The organism is Streptomyces ipomoeae 91-03 (genome assembly GCF_000317595.1).
GTDB lineage: Bacteria > Actinomycetota > Actinomycetes > Streptomycetales > Streptomycetaceae > Streptomyces > Streptomyces ipomoeae.
This window is the reverse complement of the sequence record NZ_AEJC01000092.1, coordinates 1-15,187: the sequence shown is the minus strand read 5'-3', so window position 1 is coordinate 15,187 and position 15,187 is coordinate 1. Positions and strand designations below refer to the sequence as shown.

At 66.5% G+C, this 15,187-nt stretch carries 21 protein-coding genes; 2 read left to right on the top strand and 19 right to left on the bottom strand.

Annotation, left to right across the window (positions count from 1 at the left end; all coding sequences use genetic code 11):
- Positions 1-6: 6 nt before the first annotated feature.
- The 3 genes from glmM to rplM form a co-directional block, all read right to left on the bottom strand.
- The gene (gene glmM / locus STRIP9103_RS05790) at positions 7-1,365 is read right to left on the bottom strand and encodes a phosphoglucosamine mutase (RefSeq protein ID WP_009300624.1); all 1,359 of its coding nucleotides are present in this window, start codon (positions 1,363-1,365) and stop codon (positions 7-9) included.
- 270 nt (positions 1,366-1,635) lie between these two features.
- Entirely contained in the window at positions 1,636-2,148 is a 513-nt protein-coding gene (gene rpsI / locus STRIP9103_RS05785; protein ID WP_009300595.1) for a 30S ribosomal protein S9, read from the bottom strand.
- Between the two features lie 41 nt (positions 2,149-2,189).
- Complete coding sequence (rplM, locus tag STRIP9103_RS05780) at positions 2,190-2,633, bottom strand: 50S ribosomal protein L13 (protein WP_019329618.1); 444 nt, start codon at positions 2,631-2,633, stop codon at positions 2,190-2,192.
- Positions 2,634-2,987: 354 nt separating this feature from the next.
- Here rplM and STRIP9103_RS05775 point away from each other — a divergent pair, with 354 nt between their 5' ends.
- On the top strand, positions 2,988-3,362 hold the full coding sequence (locus tag STRIP9103_RS05775) for a hypothetical protein (protein WP_009300591.1): 375 nt from the start codon (positions 2,988-2,990) through the stop codon (positions 3,360-3,362).
- A gap of 176 nt (positions 3,363-3,538) precedes the next feature.
- Entirely contained in the window at positions 3,539-4,423 is an 885-nt protein-coding gene (locus STRIP9103_RS05770; RefSeq protein WP_181810250.1) for a hypothetical protein, read from the top strand.
- Positions 4,424-4,444: 21 nt separating this feature from the next.
- Here the strand turns inward: STRIP9103_RS05770 and truA are convergent, their stop codons facing one another.
- The 16 genes from truA to rpsH form a co-directional block, all read right to left on the bottom strand.
- Positions 4,445-5,311, bottom strand: a complete 867-nt coding sequence (gene truA / locus STRIP9103_RS05765) for a tRNA pseudouridine(38-40) synthase TruA (RefSeq protein ID WP_009300579.1) — start codon at positions 5,309-5,311, stop codon at positions 4,445-4,447.
- Positions 5,312-5,387: 76 nt separating this feature from the next.
- Positions 5,388-5,909, bottom strand: coding sequence for a 50S ribosomal protein L17 (rplQ, locus tag STRIP9103_RS05760; RefSeq protein WP_009300596.1), 522 nt, complete (start codon positions 5,907-5,909; stop codon positions 5,388-5,390).
- 163 nt (positions 5,910-6,072) lie between these two features.
- Positions 6,073-7,095 carry a DNA-directed RNA polymerase subunit alpha gene (locus STRIP9103_RS05755; protein ID WP_003966937.1) on the bottom strand — a complete coding sequence of 341 codons (1,023 nt, stop codon included), beginning with the start codon at positions 7,093-7,095 and terminating at the stop codon, positions 6,073-6,075.
- Positions 7,096-7,308: 213 nt separating this feature from the next.
- Entirely contained in the window at positions 7,309-7,713 is a 405-nt protein-coding gene (rpsK, locus tag STRIP9103_RS05750) for a 30S ribosomal protein S11 (protein ID WP_003956432.1), read from the bottom strand.
- Positions 7,714-7,781: 68 nt separating this feature from the next.
- Positions 7,782-8,162 carry a 30S ribosomal protein S13 gene (gene rpsM, locus STRIP9103_RS05745; protein WP_009300593.1) on the bottom strand — a complete coding sequence of 127 codons (381 nt, stop codon included), beginning with the start codon at positions 8,160-8,162 and terminating at the stop codon, positions 7,782-7,784.
- 200 nt (positions 8,163-8,362) lie between these two features.
- Entirely contained in the window at positions 8,363-8,476 is a 114-nt protein-coding gene (gene rpmJ, locus STRIP9103_RS05740) for a 50S ribosomal protein L36 (RefSeq protein WP_003998809.1), read from the bottom strand.
- Between the two features lie 73 nt (positions 8,477-8,549).
- Positions 8,550-8,771, bottom strand: a complete 222-nt coding sequence (gene infA, locus STRIP9103_RS05735; protein WP_003948620.1) for a translation initiation factor IF-1 — start codon at positions 8,769-8,771, stop codon at positions 8,550-8,552.
- A gap of 177 nt (positions 8,772-8,948) precedes the next feature.
- A complete protein-coding gene (gene map / locus STRIP9103_RS05730) occupies positions 8,949-9,785 on the bottom strand; it encodes a type I methionyl aminopeptidase (RefSeq protein ID WP_009300611.1) in 837 nt (278 codons plus the stop codon).
- 110 nt (positions 9,786-9,895) lie between these two features.
- Positions 9,896-10,558, bottom strand: a complete 663-nt coding sequence (locus STRIP9103_RS05725; RefSeq protein ID WP_009300588.1) for an adenylate kinase — start codon at positions 10,556-10,558, stop codon at positions 9,896-9,898.
- Positions 10,558-11,871, bottom strand: a complete 1,314-nt coding sequence (gene secY, locus STRIP9103_RS05720; protein WP_009300642.1) for a preprotein translocase subunit SecY — start codon at positions 11,869-11,871, stop codon at positions 10,558-10,560. Before secY ends, STRIP9103_RS05725 begins: the two co-directional genes overlap by 1 nt.
- 549 nt (positions 11,872-12,420) lie before the next feature.
- Positions 12,421-12,876: a 50S ribosomal protein L15 gene (gene rplO / locus STRIP9103_RS05715; RefSeq protein WP_009300627.1), complete on the bottom strand. Its 456-nt coding sequence runs from the start codon at positions 12,874-12,876 to the stop codon at positions 12,421-12,423.
- A gap of 2 nt (positions 12,877-12,878) precedes the next feature.
- A complete protein-coding gene (gene rpmD, locus STRIP9103_RS05710; protein ID WP_003974250.1) occupies positions 12,879-13,061 on the bottom strand; it encodes a 50S ribosomal protein L30 in 183 nt (60 codons plus the stop codon).
- 2 nt (positions 13,062-13,063) lie between these two features.
- Positions 13,064-13,669: a 30S ribosomal protein S5 gene (rpsE, locus tag STRIP9103_RS05705; RefSeq protein WP_004984517.1), complete on the bottom strand. Its 606-nt coding sequence runs from the start codon at positions 13,667-13,669 to the stop codon at positions 13,064-13,066.
- Between the two features lie 40 nt (positions 13,670-13,709).
- Positions 13,710-14,093 (bottom strand): 50S ribosomal protein L18, encoded by a 384-nt coding sequence (gene rplR, locus STRIP9103_RS05700; RefSeq protein ID WP_009300621.1) that lies wholly within the window; start codon positions 14,091-14,093, stop codon positions 13,710-13,712.
- Positions 14,094-14,096: 3 nt separating this feature from the next.
- Positions 14,097-14,636 (bottom strand): 50S ribosomal protein L6, encoded by a 540-nt coding sequence (rplF, locus tag STRIP9103_RS05695; protein ID WP_009300583.1) that lies wholly within the window; start codon positions 14,634-14,636, stop codon positions 14,097-14,099.
- 24 nt (positions 14,637-14,660) lie between these two features.
- A complete protein-coding gene (gene rpsH, locus STRIP9103_RS05690; RefSeq protein WP_030839654.1) occupies positions 14,661-15,059 on the bottom strand; it encodes a 30S ribosomal protein S8 in 399 nt (132 codons plus the stop codon).
- Between the last annotated feature and the right edge of the window lie 128 nt (positions 15,060-15,187).

The window sequence follows — 15,187 nt, the reverse complement described above, 5'->3', positions numbered from 1 at the left end:
AGCCACCTACCCGAGCGCGGACTTCACCGCATCGGCAAGCCGTCCGGCCACAGACCGAGCCTGCTCGATATCGGCCGCCTCGACCATCACCCGAACCAACGGCTCGGTCCCCGAAGGCCGAAGCAACACCCGCCCGCTGCCACCGAGCTCCCGCTCTGCCTCGGCCACGGCGGCGGCCAACTCCGCGGACGTCCCCACCCGCGTCCGATCCACATCCGGCACGTTGATGAGCACCTGAGGCAGCCGCTCCATCACGCCCGCCAGCTCCTTGAGCGTGCGCCCGGTCTGCGCGACCCGAGCCGCCAGCAGCAACCCGGTCAGCGTGCCGTCCCCGGTGGTGGCGTGATCCAGCACGATCACATGCCCGGACTGCTCGCCCCCGAGGGCGAACCCGTGCTCCTTCATCTCCTCCAGCACATACCGGTCCCCGACCGCGGTCTGCACCAGCCGCAGCCCCTCCCGCTCCAACGCCAGCTTGAAGCCGAGGTTGGACATGACGGTGGCGACGACCGTGTCGGAGCGGAGCACCCCACGCTCCCGCATGGCCAGCGCGAGCACCGCGAGGATCTGGTCCCCGTCGACCTCGCCGCCCTCGTGGTCCACGGCGAGGCAGCGGTCGGCGTCCCCGTCGTGCGCGATACCGAGGTGGGCCCCGTGCTCGATGACGGCGGCACGCAGCTTGTCGAGGTGCGTGGACCCGCATCCGTCGTTGATGTTGAGCCCGTCCGGCTCGGCACCGATGGTGACGACCTCGGCACCGGCCCGCTTGAACACCTCCGGCGAGACCGCGGCAGCGGCACCGTGCGCCTCGTCGAGGACGACCTTGAGCCCGTCGAGCCGGTTGGGAAGGACGGACAGCAGATGATCGACGTACCGCCCGAACCCTTCGTCGTACGAGTTGATCCGCCCGACACCCGCCCCGGTGGGCCGGTCCCAGGGCGCCCCGGTCCGGTGCTCCTCGTAGACGGCCTCGATCTTGTCCTCCAGCTCGTCCGCGAGCTTGTGCCCGCCGCGGGCGAAGAACTTGATGCCGTTGTCGGGCATGGCGTTGTGGCTGGCGGAGAGCATCACGCCGAGGTCGGCGCCCAGCTCGCCGGTGAGGAACGCCACCGCCGGGGTGGGCAGCACGCCGACGCGCAGCACGTCGACGCCCGCGCTGGCGAGGCCGGCCACGACGGCGGCCTCCAGGAACTCCCCGGACGCTCGCGGATCCCGCCCGACCACCGCCACCGGCTTGTGGCCTTCGAACGTGCCCGCCTCGGCGAGTACGTGCGCCGCCGCGACGGAGAGTCCGAGCGCCAGCTCGGCCGTCAGATCCGCGTTGGCGACACCGCGCACGCCGTCCGTGCCGAAGAGTCGTCCCACTGTGGTGTCCTCCGAATTGCTGAGAATGTGCGGCTCGTACCAGATGGTCCCGCACCGGGCTGTCCCATCCCGGGTGTCCCCGAGTGTCCCGGTACTTCCCGGACCAAGTACATCCCCTGAGACCGTCCTCCCCCTGCCGGGGTTGTATGGACAGTCTGCGCTTAAGCCTGCGATAAACACTCGCCCCTGCTACGCAAACCGCCCCGGCGGCACGGGTACGTGCCACCGGGGCGATGCGTGCGAAGCGCGCGGTGCAGCGAAGCGGCGTGATTAGCGCTTGCTGTACTGCGGAGCCTTGCGGGCCTTCTTCAGACCGGCCTTCTTGCGCTCGACCGCACGGTCGTCACGACGCAGGAAGCCGGCCTTCTTGAGCGGGCCGCGGTTGTTGTCGACGTCGGCCTCGTTCAGCGCGCGGGCGACACCGAGACGGAGCGCACCGGCCTGACCGGAGACGCCGCCACCGGCGATACGCGCGATGACGTCGTAACGGCCCTCCAGCTCAAGAACCTTGAACGGCTCGTTGACTTCCTGCTGGTGCACCTTGTTCGGGAAGTAGTCCTCGAGCGTACGCCCGTTGATCTTCCACTTGCCGGAGCCCGGGACGATCCGGACGCGGGCGATCGCGTTCTTGCGACGGCCCAGGCCGGCGGCCGGCTGCGGCTCGCCGAAGCGGGACGCGAGGGACTCGGAGGTGTACTCGCCCTCGACGGGGACGTCCGACTCCGTGGTGTAGCTGTCGATGTCGATCTCTTCGAACGGCTGCTCGGCAGTGGTCTCGGCCACGATTCTCCTCAGATTCTCTTCAGTCTTAGGGGTGGCCGGACTTACTGCGCGACCTGGGTGATCTCGAACGGCTGCGGCTGCTGCGCGCCGTGCGGGTGCTGGTCACCCTTGTAGACCTTCAGCTTCGAGAGCATCTGACGGCCCAGCGAGTTCTTCGGGAGCATGCCCTTGACGGCCTTCTCGATGGCCTTCTCCGGGTTCTTGTCCAGCAGCTCGTCGTAGCGGACGGAGCGCAGACCACCCGGGTAGCCGGAGTGGCGGTAGGCCATCTTCTGGGTCCGCTTGTTGCCGGACAGGTGCACCTTGTCCGCGTTGATGATGATGACGAAGTCACCAGCGTCGACGTGGGGGGCGTAGATCGGCTTGTGCTTGCCGCGGAGCAGGGTCGCTGCGGTGGTGGCGAGACGACCCAGGACCACGTCCTGAGCGTCGATGACGTGCCACTGGCGCGTCACATCGCCGGGCTTGGGGCTGTACGTACGCACGGTTCGTAGCCTTCGCTTCTTCAGTGAGGTTCCTGACAAGGTCACCGAAGACGATCACGACAGCCCTGACCGCACAGCGGTGACGCAAACCGCGTGCTGGTCGCTGGTCATCGGCCCGGTGGACCGGTGTAAGGCCTCTCACGTGAGAATGAGCAAGCCAATACACATAACGAACCTTGAGCTTAGCCGCGCATGCCCGACCGGGTCAAAACGGTGCGCTGCCGCTGCCGCCGGGGCCGGGCCGGGGATCGCGACGCCCATTGATCCACTTCGCCCATGGGTTCGATACGATCCGGCCTCACGTGCCGCGAGGCGCGTGATCAGACATGCAACCTGCACAAACGGGGTCCACATATGAAGTTCCGCAAGAGCATGCTCGCGTCGATGGTGGCGGCCGGTGTCGCGCTGACGCTGGGCACCGCGGGGACGGCGTCCGCATCGAGTTACTACTCGGTGCCCGGCGGTCAGGTGAAGTTCACGTCCAAGGGCGAGATCCTCAAGGTCTGGGACACCAAGGCGGGCAAGACCGGTCTGTACGTCTCCGTCTACGACCTGTCCGCGAAGAACCCGACGATGGACTGGTGCAACGTCAAGGGCAAGGGCAAGAGCAAGACCTGCGACATGAAGTTCAAGAACGGGCACAAGCTCGAGATCAACGTCTTCTCGTACACGAAGCTGAACGACCACAGCACGCGCAAGCTCGTCGCCGGCTGGAAGGACAAGGCGTAACCACCAGCACACGCCGTGGGCCCGAATCCTCAGTCAGGGATGCCGTTGGTTGATCCGGGCCCGCTTGCTTCGCCCCGTCGCCATGCGTCGGGGCGAAGTGCTGTCCGAGGGCTGTCCGGCTCAACTCCCCGTAGACACTCACCAGTACGCCCCTTCACCCGTCTAAAATGCGGCCCATGAGCTTTGGGCAGGGGGGGTCTCAGTGGAGCCCCGGGGGTTCCCGCAATCCGTGGGACAATCAGTGGAATTCCACCAATAACCAGACCCCGGACTGGGCGTCACTCGCCGAGCAGTCTGAAATACGCAACAAACGGCGCAGACTCCTGATGATCGTCGGCGGCGCCCTCGCCACGGTCGGCATAGGCGTCGCCGTGGCCGTCGCCGTCGTCAACACCGACAGCGGCAACACAACGGCGAACGGCCCGAACGACCTCCCGGCCACGGCGGACATCCCGAGCGCCAGCGCCAAGACGGACCCGTCGTTCGCACCGACCTCGGCCCCGCCCCCGCTGAACCCGAAGGACTTCATCTCCAGCGCGAAGAAGGACAAGGCGCCGATCAGCCCGGACATCCTCTTCCCAGGCTCCCAGCTGACGACGCAGGACGACAACGTCTATCTCAAGGGCCCCACGGCCTCGACGAAGGACTGTGCCTCGGCCGTCCAGGGCGCCCTCGACAAGCTCCTGACCAAGAACGACTGCACCCGCTTCATGCGCGTGACGTACTACCGGGACAAGATCGCGGTCACGATCGGCGTCGCACTGTTCGACACCGAGGCCAAAGCGGACAAGGTCAAGGCGGACTGGGACAAGAAGAGCACCCTCGTCTCGCTCTCCGGCGAAGGCGTCCCCACCTTCTGCCGTACGACGGTCTGCCGTACGACCGCCAACTCCTACGGCCGTTACGCCTACTTCACCGTGTCCGGCTTCACCGACGGCAAGGACGTCACGGAGAAGGACAGCTCCGTCTTCGCCGCCGGCGACGCCCTCGGCAAGCACACCTTCGAGCAGATCCGCCGCCGGGGCGAGGCCCAGGCTGCCGCCGCGGCCAACGAGCAGTAACCCGCGTCCGGCCGCCCGGGGTCAGCAGCAGCCACCGCCCCCGGGCACCCCCGGCAGGCTCCGCCGGTTCCGCGCCTCCTTGCTCCGCGCGGCCAGCAGCTCGTCCGCCGGGTACCCGACCTCCTCCAGGGTCAGCCCGTGCGGTCGTACGACATGCACGGCGGAGTCCCGTACCCCCGCGGCCAGCACCTTCGCGGGCCAGTCGGCCCCACGGTGTCCGTCCCCCACGAACAACAGCGCCCCGATCAACGACCGCACCATGTTGTGGCAGAAGGCGTCGGCCCGCACGGTGGCGGTGATGATCCCGTCCTCGCCCCGCACCAGGCTCAGCTCCTGAAGCGTACGAATGGTCGTGGCACCCTCACGCCGCTTGCAGTAGGCCGCGAAGTCATGCTCGCCCAGCAGCCCCCGCGCGGCCTCGTTCATGGCATCCACATCCAGCGGCCAGTCGTGCCACAGCACGTGGTTGCGCAGCAGTGGATCGACACCGCCGGGATTGTCGGTGACGCGATACGCGTACCGTCGCCAGACGGCCGAGAACCGCGCGTTGAACCCACTGGGCGCCTCCCGCAGCGCCCACACCCGCACGTCCCTGGCCAACCGCCCCGCCAGCCGCTTCAGCAGCTTCCCGTGGTGCTCGTCCCAGACCTCCCGAGGCAGATCCACATGCGCCACCTGCCCCCGGGCATGCACCCCGGCGTCGGTCCGCCCGGCTACGGTCAGCTCAAAGGTCTCCCGGGACCGCGTGACCGTACGCAGAGCCTCCTCGATCTCCCCCTGCACGGTCCGCTGCCCCCGTGCCTGCTTGGCCCACCCGGAGAACTCGCTCCCGTCGTAGGACAGGTCGAGACGGATACGGACGTAACCGGGCTGTACTTCGTCACTCACCCCTGGATCCTCTCAGGTACACAAAAGCGGGTCCGCCCCCGGAAGGGGACGGACCCGCTCAACGCAAGGCAGAGCCTCAGGCGTCCTTGGACTCCTCAGCCGGCGCCTCGGCCTCGGCCTCGTCGGCCTTGGTGACGTCGACCTTGGTCTCCTCGGCCTTGACCTCAGCGGCAGCCTCGGCGTCCTTGGCGGCACGCTTGGTCGCGGCCTCGGCCTCACCGGTCGCCTGCTGCGCGACGGTCAGCGCCTCGACCAGCTCGATGACAGCCATGGGCGCGTTGTCGCCACGGCGGTTACCGATCTTGGTGATACGGGTGTAGCCACCCGGACGGTTCTCGTAGCGCGGGCCGATCTCGGTGAAGAGCGTGTGCACGACGCCCTTGTCCGTGATGACCGAGAGCACCTGACGGCGGTTGTGAAGGTCACCCTTCTTCGCCTTGGTGATCAGGCGCTCGGCGTACGGCCGCAGCCGACGGGCCTTCGCCTCGGTGGTGGTGATACGACCGTGCTCGAAAAGGCTCTTGGCGAGGTTCGCAAGAAGCAGCTTCTCGTGCGCGGCGCTGCCGCCCAGACGGGCACCCTTGGTGGGCTTCGGCATTTTCTTTCTCCTTGGTATCTGCCCCGGCCGTATGAGGTACCGAGGTCAGGGCCCGATGAGCGGATGCTCACCGGCAACAACCAGCGCCCCGTAAGGGGCGCGGGGAACTGCGCGACCAGCCACAGCGGTCGCGCAGCCTAAAACGAACCGCCGAACCGAGCTGTCAGTACTGCTCGGTCTCGACGAACCCGGCGTCCGCGTCGTCGTCCGCGCCGAACGCGTCAGCCGCGGCGGTCGGGTCGAATCCGGGCGGGCTGTCCTTCAGGGCCAGGCCCATGCCGGCCAGCTTCGCCTTGACCTCGTCGATCGACTTCGCACCGAAGTTACGAATGTCGAGCAGGTCGGCCTCGCTGCGCGCAACGAGCTCACCCACGGAGTGGATGCCCTCACGCTTGAGGCAGTTGTACGACCGAACGGTGAGCTCCAGCTCCTCGATCGGCAGCGCCAGATCGGCGGCGAGAGCGGCGTCCGTCGGGGACGGACCCATGTCGATGCCCTCGGCGTCGATGTTGAGCTCACGGGCCAGACCGAACAGCTCGACCAGGGTCTTACCGGCCGACGCCATGGCGTCACGGGGACGCATGGCCTGCTTGGTCTCGACGTCGACGATCAGCTTGTCGAAGTCGGTGCGCTGCTCGACACGGGTCGCCTCGACCTTGTAGGTGACCTTGAGAACCGGCGAGTAGATCGAGTCGACCGGAATACGCCCGATCTCCTGGCCCACCTGCTTGTTCTGCACGGCGGAGACGTAACCGCGGCCACGCTCGACCGTCAGCTCCATCTCCAGCTTGCCCTTGCCGTTGAGCGTGGCGAGGACGAGGTCGGGGTTGTGCACCTCGACACCGGCCGGAGGCGCGATGTCGGCGGCGGTGACCAGACCCGGGCCCTGCTTGCGCAGGTACATCACGACGGGCTCGTCGTGCTCCGAGGAGACGACCAGCTGCTTGATGTTGAGGATCAGGTCGGTGACGTCCTCCTTGACACCCGGCACGGTGGTGAACTCGTGCAGGACACCGTCGATCCGGATGCTGGTGACAGCCGCACCGGGGATCGACGACAGGAGCGTACGACGCAGGGAGTTGCCGAGGGTGTAGCCGAAGCCCGGCTCCAGCGGCTCGATCACGAACCGGGAGCGGAACTCGTCGACGACCTCTTCGGTCAACGAGGGACGCTGAGCGATCAGCATGTGTGGATCAGATCCTTCTGTCGTGGACGCCCGCTATTTGACGCCCGACGGAAACCGCACCCATGAAAAGCGCGGGTACTGCAAGGGTACGGGCGATACGGCCCCTTCATGGAGCCGTACCGCCCGAACCGAGACCGAATCGGCCAAACGCTTGTTAGACGCGCCGACGCGGATCATCTCTGCCGACGCGGAGAGAGTCGTCGCGCCCGACGATCAAACGCGACGACGCTTCGGCGGACGGCAGCCGTTGTGCGGGGTGGGCGTGACGTCCTGGATGGAGCCGACCTCGAGACCGGTCGCCTGGAGCGAACGGATGGCCGTCTCACGACCCGAGCCCGGGCCCTTGACGAACACGTCGACCTTGCGCATGCCGTGCTCCTGGGCGCGGCGGGCAGCCGACTCGGCGGCCATCTGCGCGGCGAACGGCGTGGACTTGCGGGAGCCCTTGAAGCCGACGTGGCCGGCGGAGGCCCACGAGATCACGTTGCCGGACGGGTCCGTGATCGAAACGATCGTGTTGTTGAACGTGCTCTTGATGTGCGCGTGGCCGTGAGCGACGTTCTTCTTTTCCTTGCGGCGCACCTTCTTGGCAGCGCCCTGACGTCCCTTGGGGGGCATCTATTTACTCCTACGGGAGGTGGTCGGTCCTACAGCGAAGACCGCTGGACGGCGAGTGTCGCTGCGGACTACTTCTTGCCCGGCTTCTTCTTACCGGCGATGGCGCGACGCGGGCCCTTGCGGGTGCGGGCGTTGGTGCTGGTGCGCTGACCGCGGACGGGCAGGCCACGACGGTGACGCAGGCCCTGGTAGCAGCCGATCTCCACCTTGCGGCGGATGTCGGCCTGGATCTCACGACGGAGGTCACCCTCGGTCTTGATGTTGTTGTCCACGTACTCGCGGATCGCGACGAGCTGCTCCTCGGAGAGGTCGCGGACGCGGGTGTTCGGGTCGACGCCGGTCGCCGCCAGCGTCTCCTTCGAGAGGGTCCGGCCGATGCCGAACACGTAGGTGAGGGCGACCTCCACGCGCTTTTCGCGCGGGATGTCAACACCGGAAACGCGTGCCATTCAATGGCTCCTGGTGATCTTCGGAGGTCTTCCACAGAGCCGGTTCCCGGCCGCCGTATCAGGTACGAACCGGGTCCCCGGCCTCCGAACCGGGGGTGTCGGACCACTCAGAGGTGATCCGGGCCCTGCGTATGAACAAATTCAGCTCGCGTCGCGCGAATCCCTGCGATATCGATGCAGAGGGAGCGGTCGAACGTGCGTCAGCCCTGGCGCTGCTTGTGGCGCGGGTTCTCGCAGATGACCATGACCCGACCGTGACGGCGGATCACCCTGCACTTGTCGCAGATCTTCTTGACGCTCGGCTTGACCTTCATGGGGTGAGGTTCTCCGGGTCAGTGCCACCACCCGTGTCCCGAGAGACCGGGGCACGGAGTGCGGAGGCAAGATCTACTTGTAGCGGTAGACGATCCGGCCACGCGTCAGGTCGTACGGAGACAGCTCCACCACGACCCGGTCGTCAGGGAGGATGCGGATGTAGTGCATACGCATCTTGCCGCTGATGTGTGCCAGGACCTGGTGGCCGTTCTGGAGCTCGACCTTGAACATGGCGTTCGGCAGAGACTCGACGACAGTGCCCTCGATCTCGATGGCACCTTGCTTCTTGGCCACGCTTCGCCCTTCGAATCGACTACCTTGATCGACTCTCCGCGACCGTATGAGGACACACGGGCACACCAGAGCCGACGAGTCAGTCTACGTCAGGCCTTCCGGAAACACGAATTCGGCTATGCCTGCCCACCACAGAAGATCGATACGCCGGATACGGAAGCGCTCGGCGACGATTGCTCATCCCACCGGATCGGGAGCCGCCGTAATCCCGTACTCGGCCAGCTTCGCCTTCCCGCCGTCGGGGGCGGTGAGCACCAGCGGCCCAGCCTCCGTCACCGCCACCGAGTGCTCCCAGTGCGACGACCACGTGCCGTCCGTGGTGACCACGGTCCAGTCGTCCGCCAGGACCTCCGTCTTCGGCGTCCCCAAAGACACCATCGGCTCGATCGCGAGACAGAACCCCGGCACCAGCTTCGGCCCCTTCCCCCGCCGCCGGTCGACATAGTTCAGCAGATGCGGATCCATGTGCATCTCGGTCCCGATGCCGTGCCCGCCGTAGTCCTCGACGATCCCGTACTTCCCGCCCCCCGGCTTCGGCTGCCGGCGGATGTACGTCTCGATGGCCCGCGAGACGTCGACGAGCCGGTTGCCCTGCTTCATCGCCGCGATCCCGGCCCACATGGACTCCTCGGTCACCCGCGACAGCTCGATCAGCTCCGGGGCGTGCCCGGAGCCGACGAAGGCGGTGTACGCCGCGTCACCGTGCCAGCCGTCCACGATGGCACCGCAGTCGATGGAGATGATGTCCCCGTCCTTCAGGACGACGTCCTCACTCGGGATCCCATGCACCACGACCTCGTTCACGGAGGTGCAGATGGTCGCGGGGAAGCCGCCGTACCCGAGGAAGTTCGACTTGGCCCCGTGCTCCTCGAGCACCTTGCGGGCCACGTCGTCGAGGTCCTTCGTGGACGCGCCCGGCACGGCCGCCTCACGAGTGGCCGCGTGGATGGCGGCGACGACCAGCCCCGCCTCGCGCATCTTGGCGATCTGCTCGGGGCTCTTGATCTGCACCATGGGGGCCTGCGCTCTCCGTCTTCCGTGACTGTGAACTCTTGGGGTTGCCTACACAACAGTACGGCCGCGGCGCCCCTCCAGGGCACCGCGGCCGACGTACCGCAGACGGCTTACTTGCCGTCGTCCTCGCGCTTCAGCGCGTCCATCGCGCGCTGGGTGACCTCTTCCACCTTGCCGAGCGCCGAGATCGTCACCACGAGGCCCTGGGCCTTGTAGTAGTCGATGATCGGCTCGGTCTGGGTGTGGTAGACCTCCAGCCGCTTGCGGACGGTCTCCTCGGAGTCGTCGTCACGCTGGTACAGCTCGCCGCCGCAGACGTCACAGACGCCCTCCTGCTTCGGCTGCTTGTACGTGACGTGGAAGACGTGCGAGGAGTCGTTCCGGCAGATGCGGCGGCCGGCGATCCGCTTGACGACCTCTTCCTCGGGGACCTCCAGGTCGAGGACCGCGTCCAGCTTCATGCCGGCCTCGTCGAGCGTGGTGTCCAGCGCCTCGGCCTGCGAGACGTTGCGCGGGAAGCCGTCGAGCAGGAAGCCGTGCTCCGCGTCGGGCTTCTCCATGCGGTCCTTGGCCATCCCGATGGTGACCTCGTCCGGCACCAGGTTGCCCGCGTCCATGTAGGACTTGGCGAGGTTGCCGAGCTCCGTCTTCTGGCTGATGTTGGCCCGGAACAGGTCGCCCGTGGAGATGTGCGGGATGGACAGGTTCTTGGCGAGGAACGCGGCCTGCGTTCCCTTGCCCGCACCCGGCGGCCCAACGAGGACGATTCGCATCAGCGGAGGAACCCTTCGTAATTGCGCTGCTGGAGCTGGCTCTCGATCTGCTTCACCGTCTCCAGACCCACACCCACGATGATCAGGATGCTGGTACCACCGAACGGGAAGTTCGCGTTCGCCCCGAAACCAGCCAACGCCATCGTCGGCACAAGAGCGATCAGGCCCAGGTACAACGAACCCGGCCAGGTGATCCGGTTGAGCACATACGAAAGGTACTCAGCGGTCGGCCGGCCGGCCCGGATGCCCGGGATGAAGCCACCATACTTCTTCATGTTGTCCGCGACTTCTTCGGGGTTGAAGGAGATGGCCACGTAGAAGAAGGCGAAGAAGACGATCAGGAAGAAGTAGAGAGTGATGTGTACGGGCGCCGCGGTGTCCGCCAGGTTGGTCTGGATCCAAGTGGCCCAGCCGGCCTGAGAGTTGGCGAACTGGACGATCAGCGCCGGGATGTAGAGCAGCGACGACGCGAAGATGACGGGGATCACACCCGCCTGGTTCACCTTCAGCGGAATGTACGTCGAGGTACCGCCGTAGGACCGACGGCCGATCATGCGCTTCGCGTACTGGACCGGGATACGGCGCTGGGCCTGCTCGACGAAGACCACCAGCGCGACCATGACCAGGCCGACGGCGATGACGGTGCCGAACTCGATCCAGCCGTCCGCCAGGTCGCCCTGCTCCTTGATGGCCCACAGAGCGGACGGGAACGTCGCGGCGATCGAGATGAACATCAGGATCGACATGCCGTTGCCGATGCCGCGGTCGGTGATGAGCTCACCGAGCCACATGACGAGGGCCGTACCGGCGGTCATGGTGATGACCATGACGATGGTGGTGTAGATCGAGCGGTCCGGCACGATCGAGCCGGCCAACTGGCAGCCGTTGAACAGCGAGCCGCTGCGGGCGGTGGCGACGAGACCCGTGCCCTGGAGAATGGCCAGGGCCACCGTCAGATAACGCGTGTACTGTGTGATCTTCGCCGTGCCGGCCTGGCCCTCCTTCTTCAGGGCTTCCAGGCGCGGAATCACCACGGTCAGCAGCTGCAGAATGATGCTCGCCGTGATGTACGGCATGATGCCGAGCGCGAAGATCGTGATCTGCAGCAGCGCGCCACCGCTGAACATGTTCACCAGACCGAACAGACCCTGGTTGGTACTGGCCTGGTCGATGCAGAACTGCACAGCGGTGTAGTCGACGCCGGGGATCGGGACATGCGTGCCGATCCGGTAGACCACGATGATGCCGAGCGTGAAGAGCAGCTTCTTGCGCAGGTCGGGCGTCTTGAACGCCCGGGCGAACGCGGTGAGCACGGTTCCTCCTGCGACCCCCGCGACGCGCGCGGTAGGGACTAGTCGTTTTCAACAGGGCCCGGTGGGCCGAACGATGTTTTCTCCCACCCCGACACCGAACGGCTTTCCTCGCGCGGGCACAGGTGGACCTCACGGACTCTAACAGTGCCTGTGCAGCCAGGTGAAGTTCGCTTGCCCGTCAACCAAGCCAAGATCTCCCCACGTCAACAGGATCCGTCGGCTGTTCGATTCCCGTGACTCGATCGGAACCGTCCGCCGAGCGCCCCGGAGTATCGGAGAAGTCGCCTTTTCCCAGGTCGGCCCGGGGCTCCCGAAAGGCCAATGGACACATGCGGATGCCCTGGTTTACTTTCTTGCGCCGACCCATGATCATCAAGACGGTTCGCCACGGGGAAACACACACGCGGAAATACCCCCATGGACACTCTGACGGACGCGTGTCTCTGCCGGACACGTGCCTCTGCCGGAGAACACGCCGAAGGCCGGGCAGCTCCCCCGGAAGGGAACTGCCCGGCCTTCGTACGTGCTGCGCGGGGTGGCCGCCCGGGCTCAGACGAGCTCGGTGACCGTGCCGCCGGCGTTGGTGATCTTCTCCTTGGCGGAGCCGGAGACGGCGTCGACCGTCACCTGCAGCGCCACGGAGACCTCGCCCTGGCCGAGGACCTTGACAAGGCTGTTCTTGCGGACGGCACCCTTGGCGACCAGGTCGGCAACGGTGACCTCCCCACCCTCGGGGTAGAGGGCGGCGAGCTTGTCCAGGTTGACGACCTGGTACTCCGTCTTGAAGGGGTTCTTGAAGCCCTTCAGCTTCGGGAGACGCATGTGGAGCGGCATCTGGCCACCCTCGAAGCGCTCCGGAACCTGGTAGCGGGCCTTGGTGCCCTTGGTACCACGACCGGCCGTCTTACCCTTCGAGGCCTCACCACGACCGACACGGGTCTTGGCGGTCTTGGCACCCGGGGCGGGACGGAGGTTGTGGATCTTGAGCGGGTTCTGCTCCGCCATGATCAGTCGACCTCCTCGACCGTCACGAGGTGGCGGACGGTGTGCACCATGCCGCGGAACTCGGGGCGGTCCTCCTTGACGACCTGCGTGTTGATGCCCTTGAGACCAAGGGAGCGCAGGGTGTCACGGTGGTTCTGCTTGCTGCCGATGTAGGACTTGACCTGCGTGATCTTGAGCTGCGCCATGATCACACACCCGCCCCGGCACGCGCACGCAGCAGAGCCGCGGGGGCGACGTCCTCCAGCGGCAGACCACGGCGGGCCGCGATCTCCTCGGGACGCTGCAGACCCTTCAGGGCCTCCACGGTCGCGTGCACGATGTTGATCGCGTTGTCGGAGCCGAGCGACTTCGACAGCACGTCGTGGATACCGGCGCACTCCAGGACGGCACGCACGGGACCACCGGCGATAACACCGGTACCCGGCGAAGCCGGCTTGAGGAGAACGACACCGGCAGCCTTCTCACCCTGGATGGGGTGCGGGATGGTGCCCTGGATACGGGGGACCTTGAAGAAGTGCTTCTTGGCCTCCTCAACGCCCTTGGCGATGGCGGCCGGCACCTCCTTGGCCTTGCCGTAACCGACACCCACGGTGCCGTCACCGTCGCCCACCACGACCAGCGCGGTGAAGCTGAAGCGACGACCACCCTTCACAACCTTGGCGACGCGGTTGATCGCGACGACGCGCTCAACGTACGCGGTCTTCTCGGCGGCAGCTGCGCCGCCGTCACGGCCCTTCCGGTCCCGCCGCTCGCCGCCACCGGCACCGCCACCGCGGCGCTGGGGTCCAGCCATTGGATTTACCTCTCTCTTTTCCGCTAGCTACGCAGCGAGCTCAGAACTTGAGCCCGGCCTCGCGGGCGGCGTCGGCCAGGGCCGCGATGCGACCCGCGTACCGGTTACCACCACGGTCGAACACGACGGCCTCGACACCAGCGGCCTTGGCACGCTCGGCGACCAGGGCGCCGACCTTGCCGGCCTGGGCCGACTTGTCGTCGTCGCCACCACGGATGGACGCGTCCAGGGACGACGCCGACGCAAGGGTGTGACCCTTGAGGTCGTCGATCACCTGGGCCACGATGTGGCGGTTCGAGCGGGTCACGACCAGGCGGGGACGCTCAGCCGTACCGTTGACCTTCTTACGGATACGGATGTGGCGCCGCTTGATGGCAGCACGCTTGTAAGCGTCGCCCTTAGCGATCTTCGTACCGTATGCCATGGCTTACTTACCCGCCTTTCCGACCTTGCGGCGGATGACTTCGCCCTCGTACTTGACACCCTTGGCCTTGTACGGGTCGGGCTTGCGCAGCTTGCGGATGTTGGCCGCAACCTCGCCGACCTTCTGCTTGTCGATGCCCTCGACCTGGAATCGGGTCGGGGTCTCCACCTTGAAGGAGATGCCCTCGGGCGCCTCGACGGTGATCGGGTGGCTGTAGCCGAGCGCGAACTCGAGGTTCGAGCCCTTGGCCTGCACGCGGTAACCGACACCGCTGATCTCGAGCTTCTTGACGTATCCCTGGGTCACACCGGTGATCATGTTCGCCACCAGCGTGCGGGACAGGCCGTGCAGGGCCTTGCTCTGCCGCTCGTCGTTGGGGCGGGTCACCGAGAGGGTGCCGTCCTCGCCCTTGACGATGTCGATCGGCGCGGCAACGGTGTGGGTCAGCTCGCCCTTGGGGCCCTTGACCTTGACCGTACGGCCGTCGATGGTGACGTCCACGCCGGCGGGAACCGGGATGGGGAGCTTGCCGATACGCGACATAGCTGTTTCCTCCGTTCCCTTCCGTTACCAGACGTAGGCGAGGACTTCCCCACCCACGCCCTTCTTCTGCGCCTGCTTGTCGGTCAGCAGACCGTGGGACGTGGAGATGATCGCCACGCCGAGGCCGCCGAGCACCTTGGGCAGGTTGGTGGACTTCGCGTACACCCGGAGACCGGGCTTGGAGATCCGCTTGATGCCCGCGATGGAGCGCTCACGGTTGGGGCCGAACTTCAGCTCCAGGACGAGGTTCTTGCCGACCTCGGCGTCCTCGACCTTCCAGCCCGTGATGAAGCCCTCCTGCTGGAGGATCTCCGCGATGTGCGACTTGATCTTCGATGCCGGCATCGTCACGGAGTCGTGGTATGCCGAGTTCGCGTTACGCAGACGCGTGAGCATGTCTGCGATCGGATCAGTCATGGTCATGAATTGGCCTTCGGCCTCTCTCGCCGGGGTTTCCTGGTGCGCCATCCCTCTCCCCGATCCGAGACGGGACGGGTGCGGCGCGGTGGACCTACGGCGTAGTAAGTCGTAAGGGCGACTGTCAGGCGCCC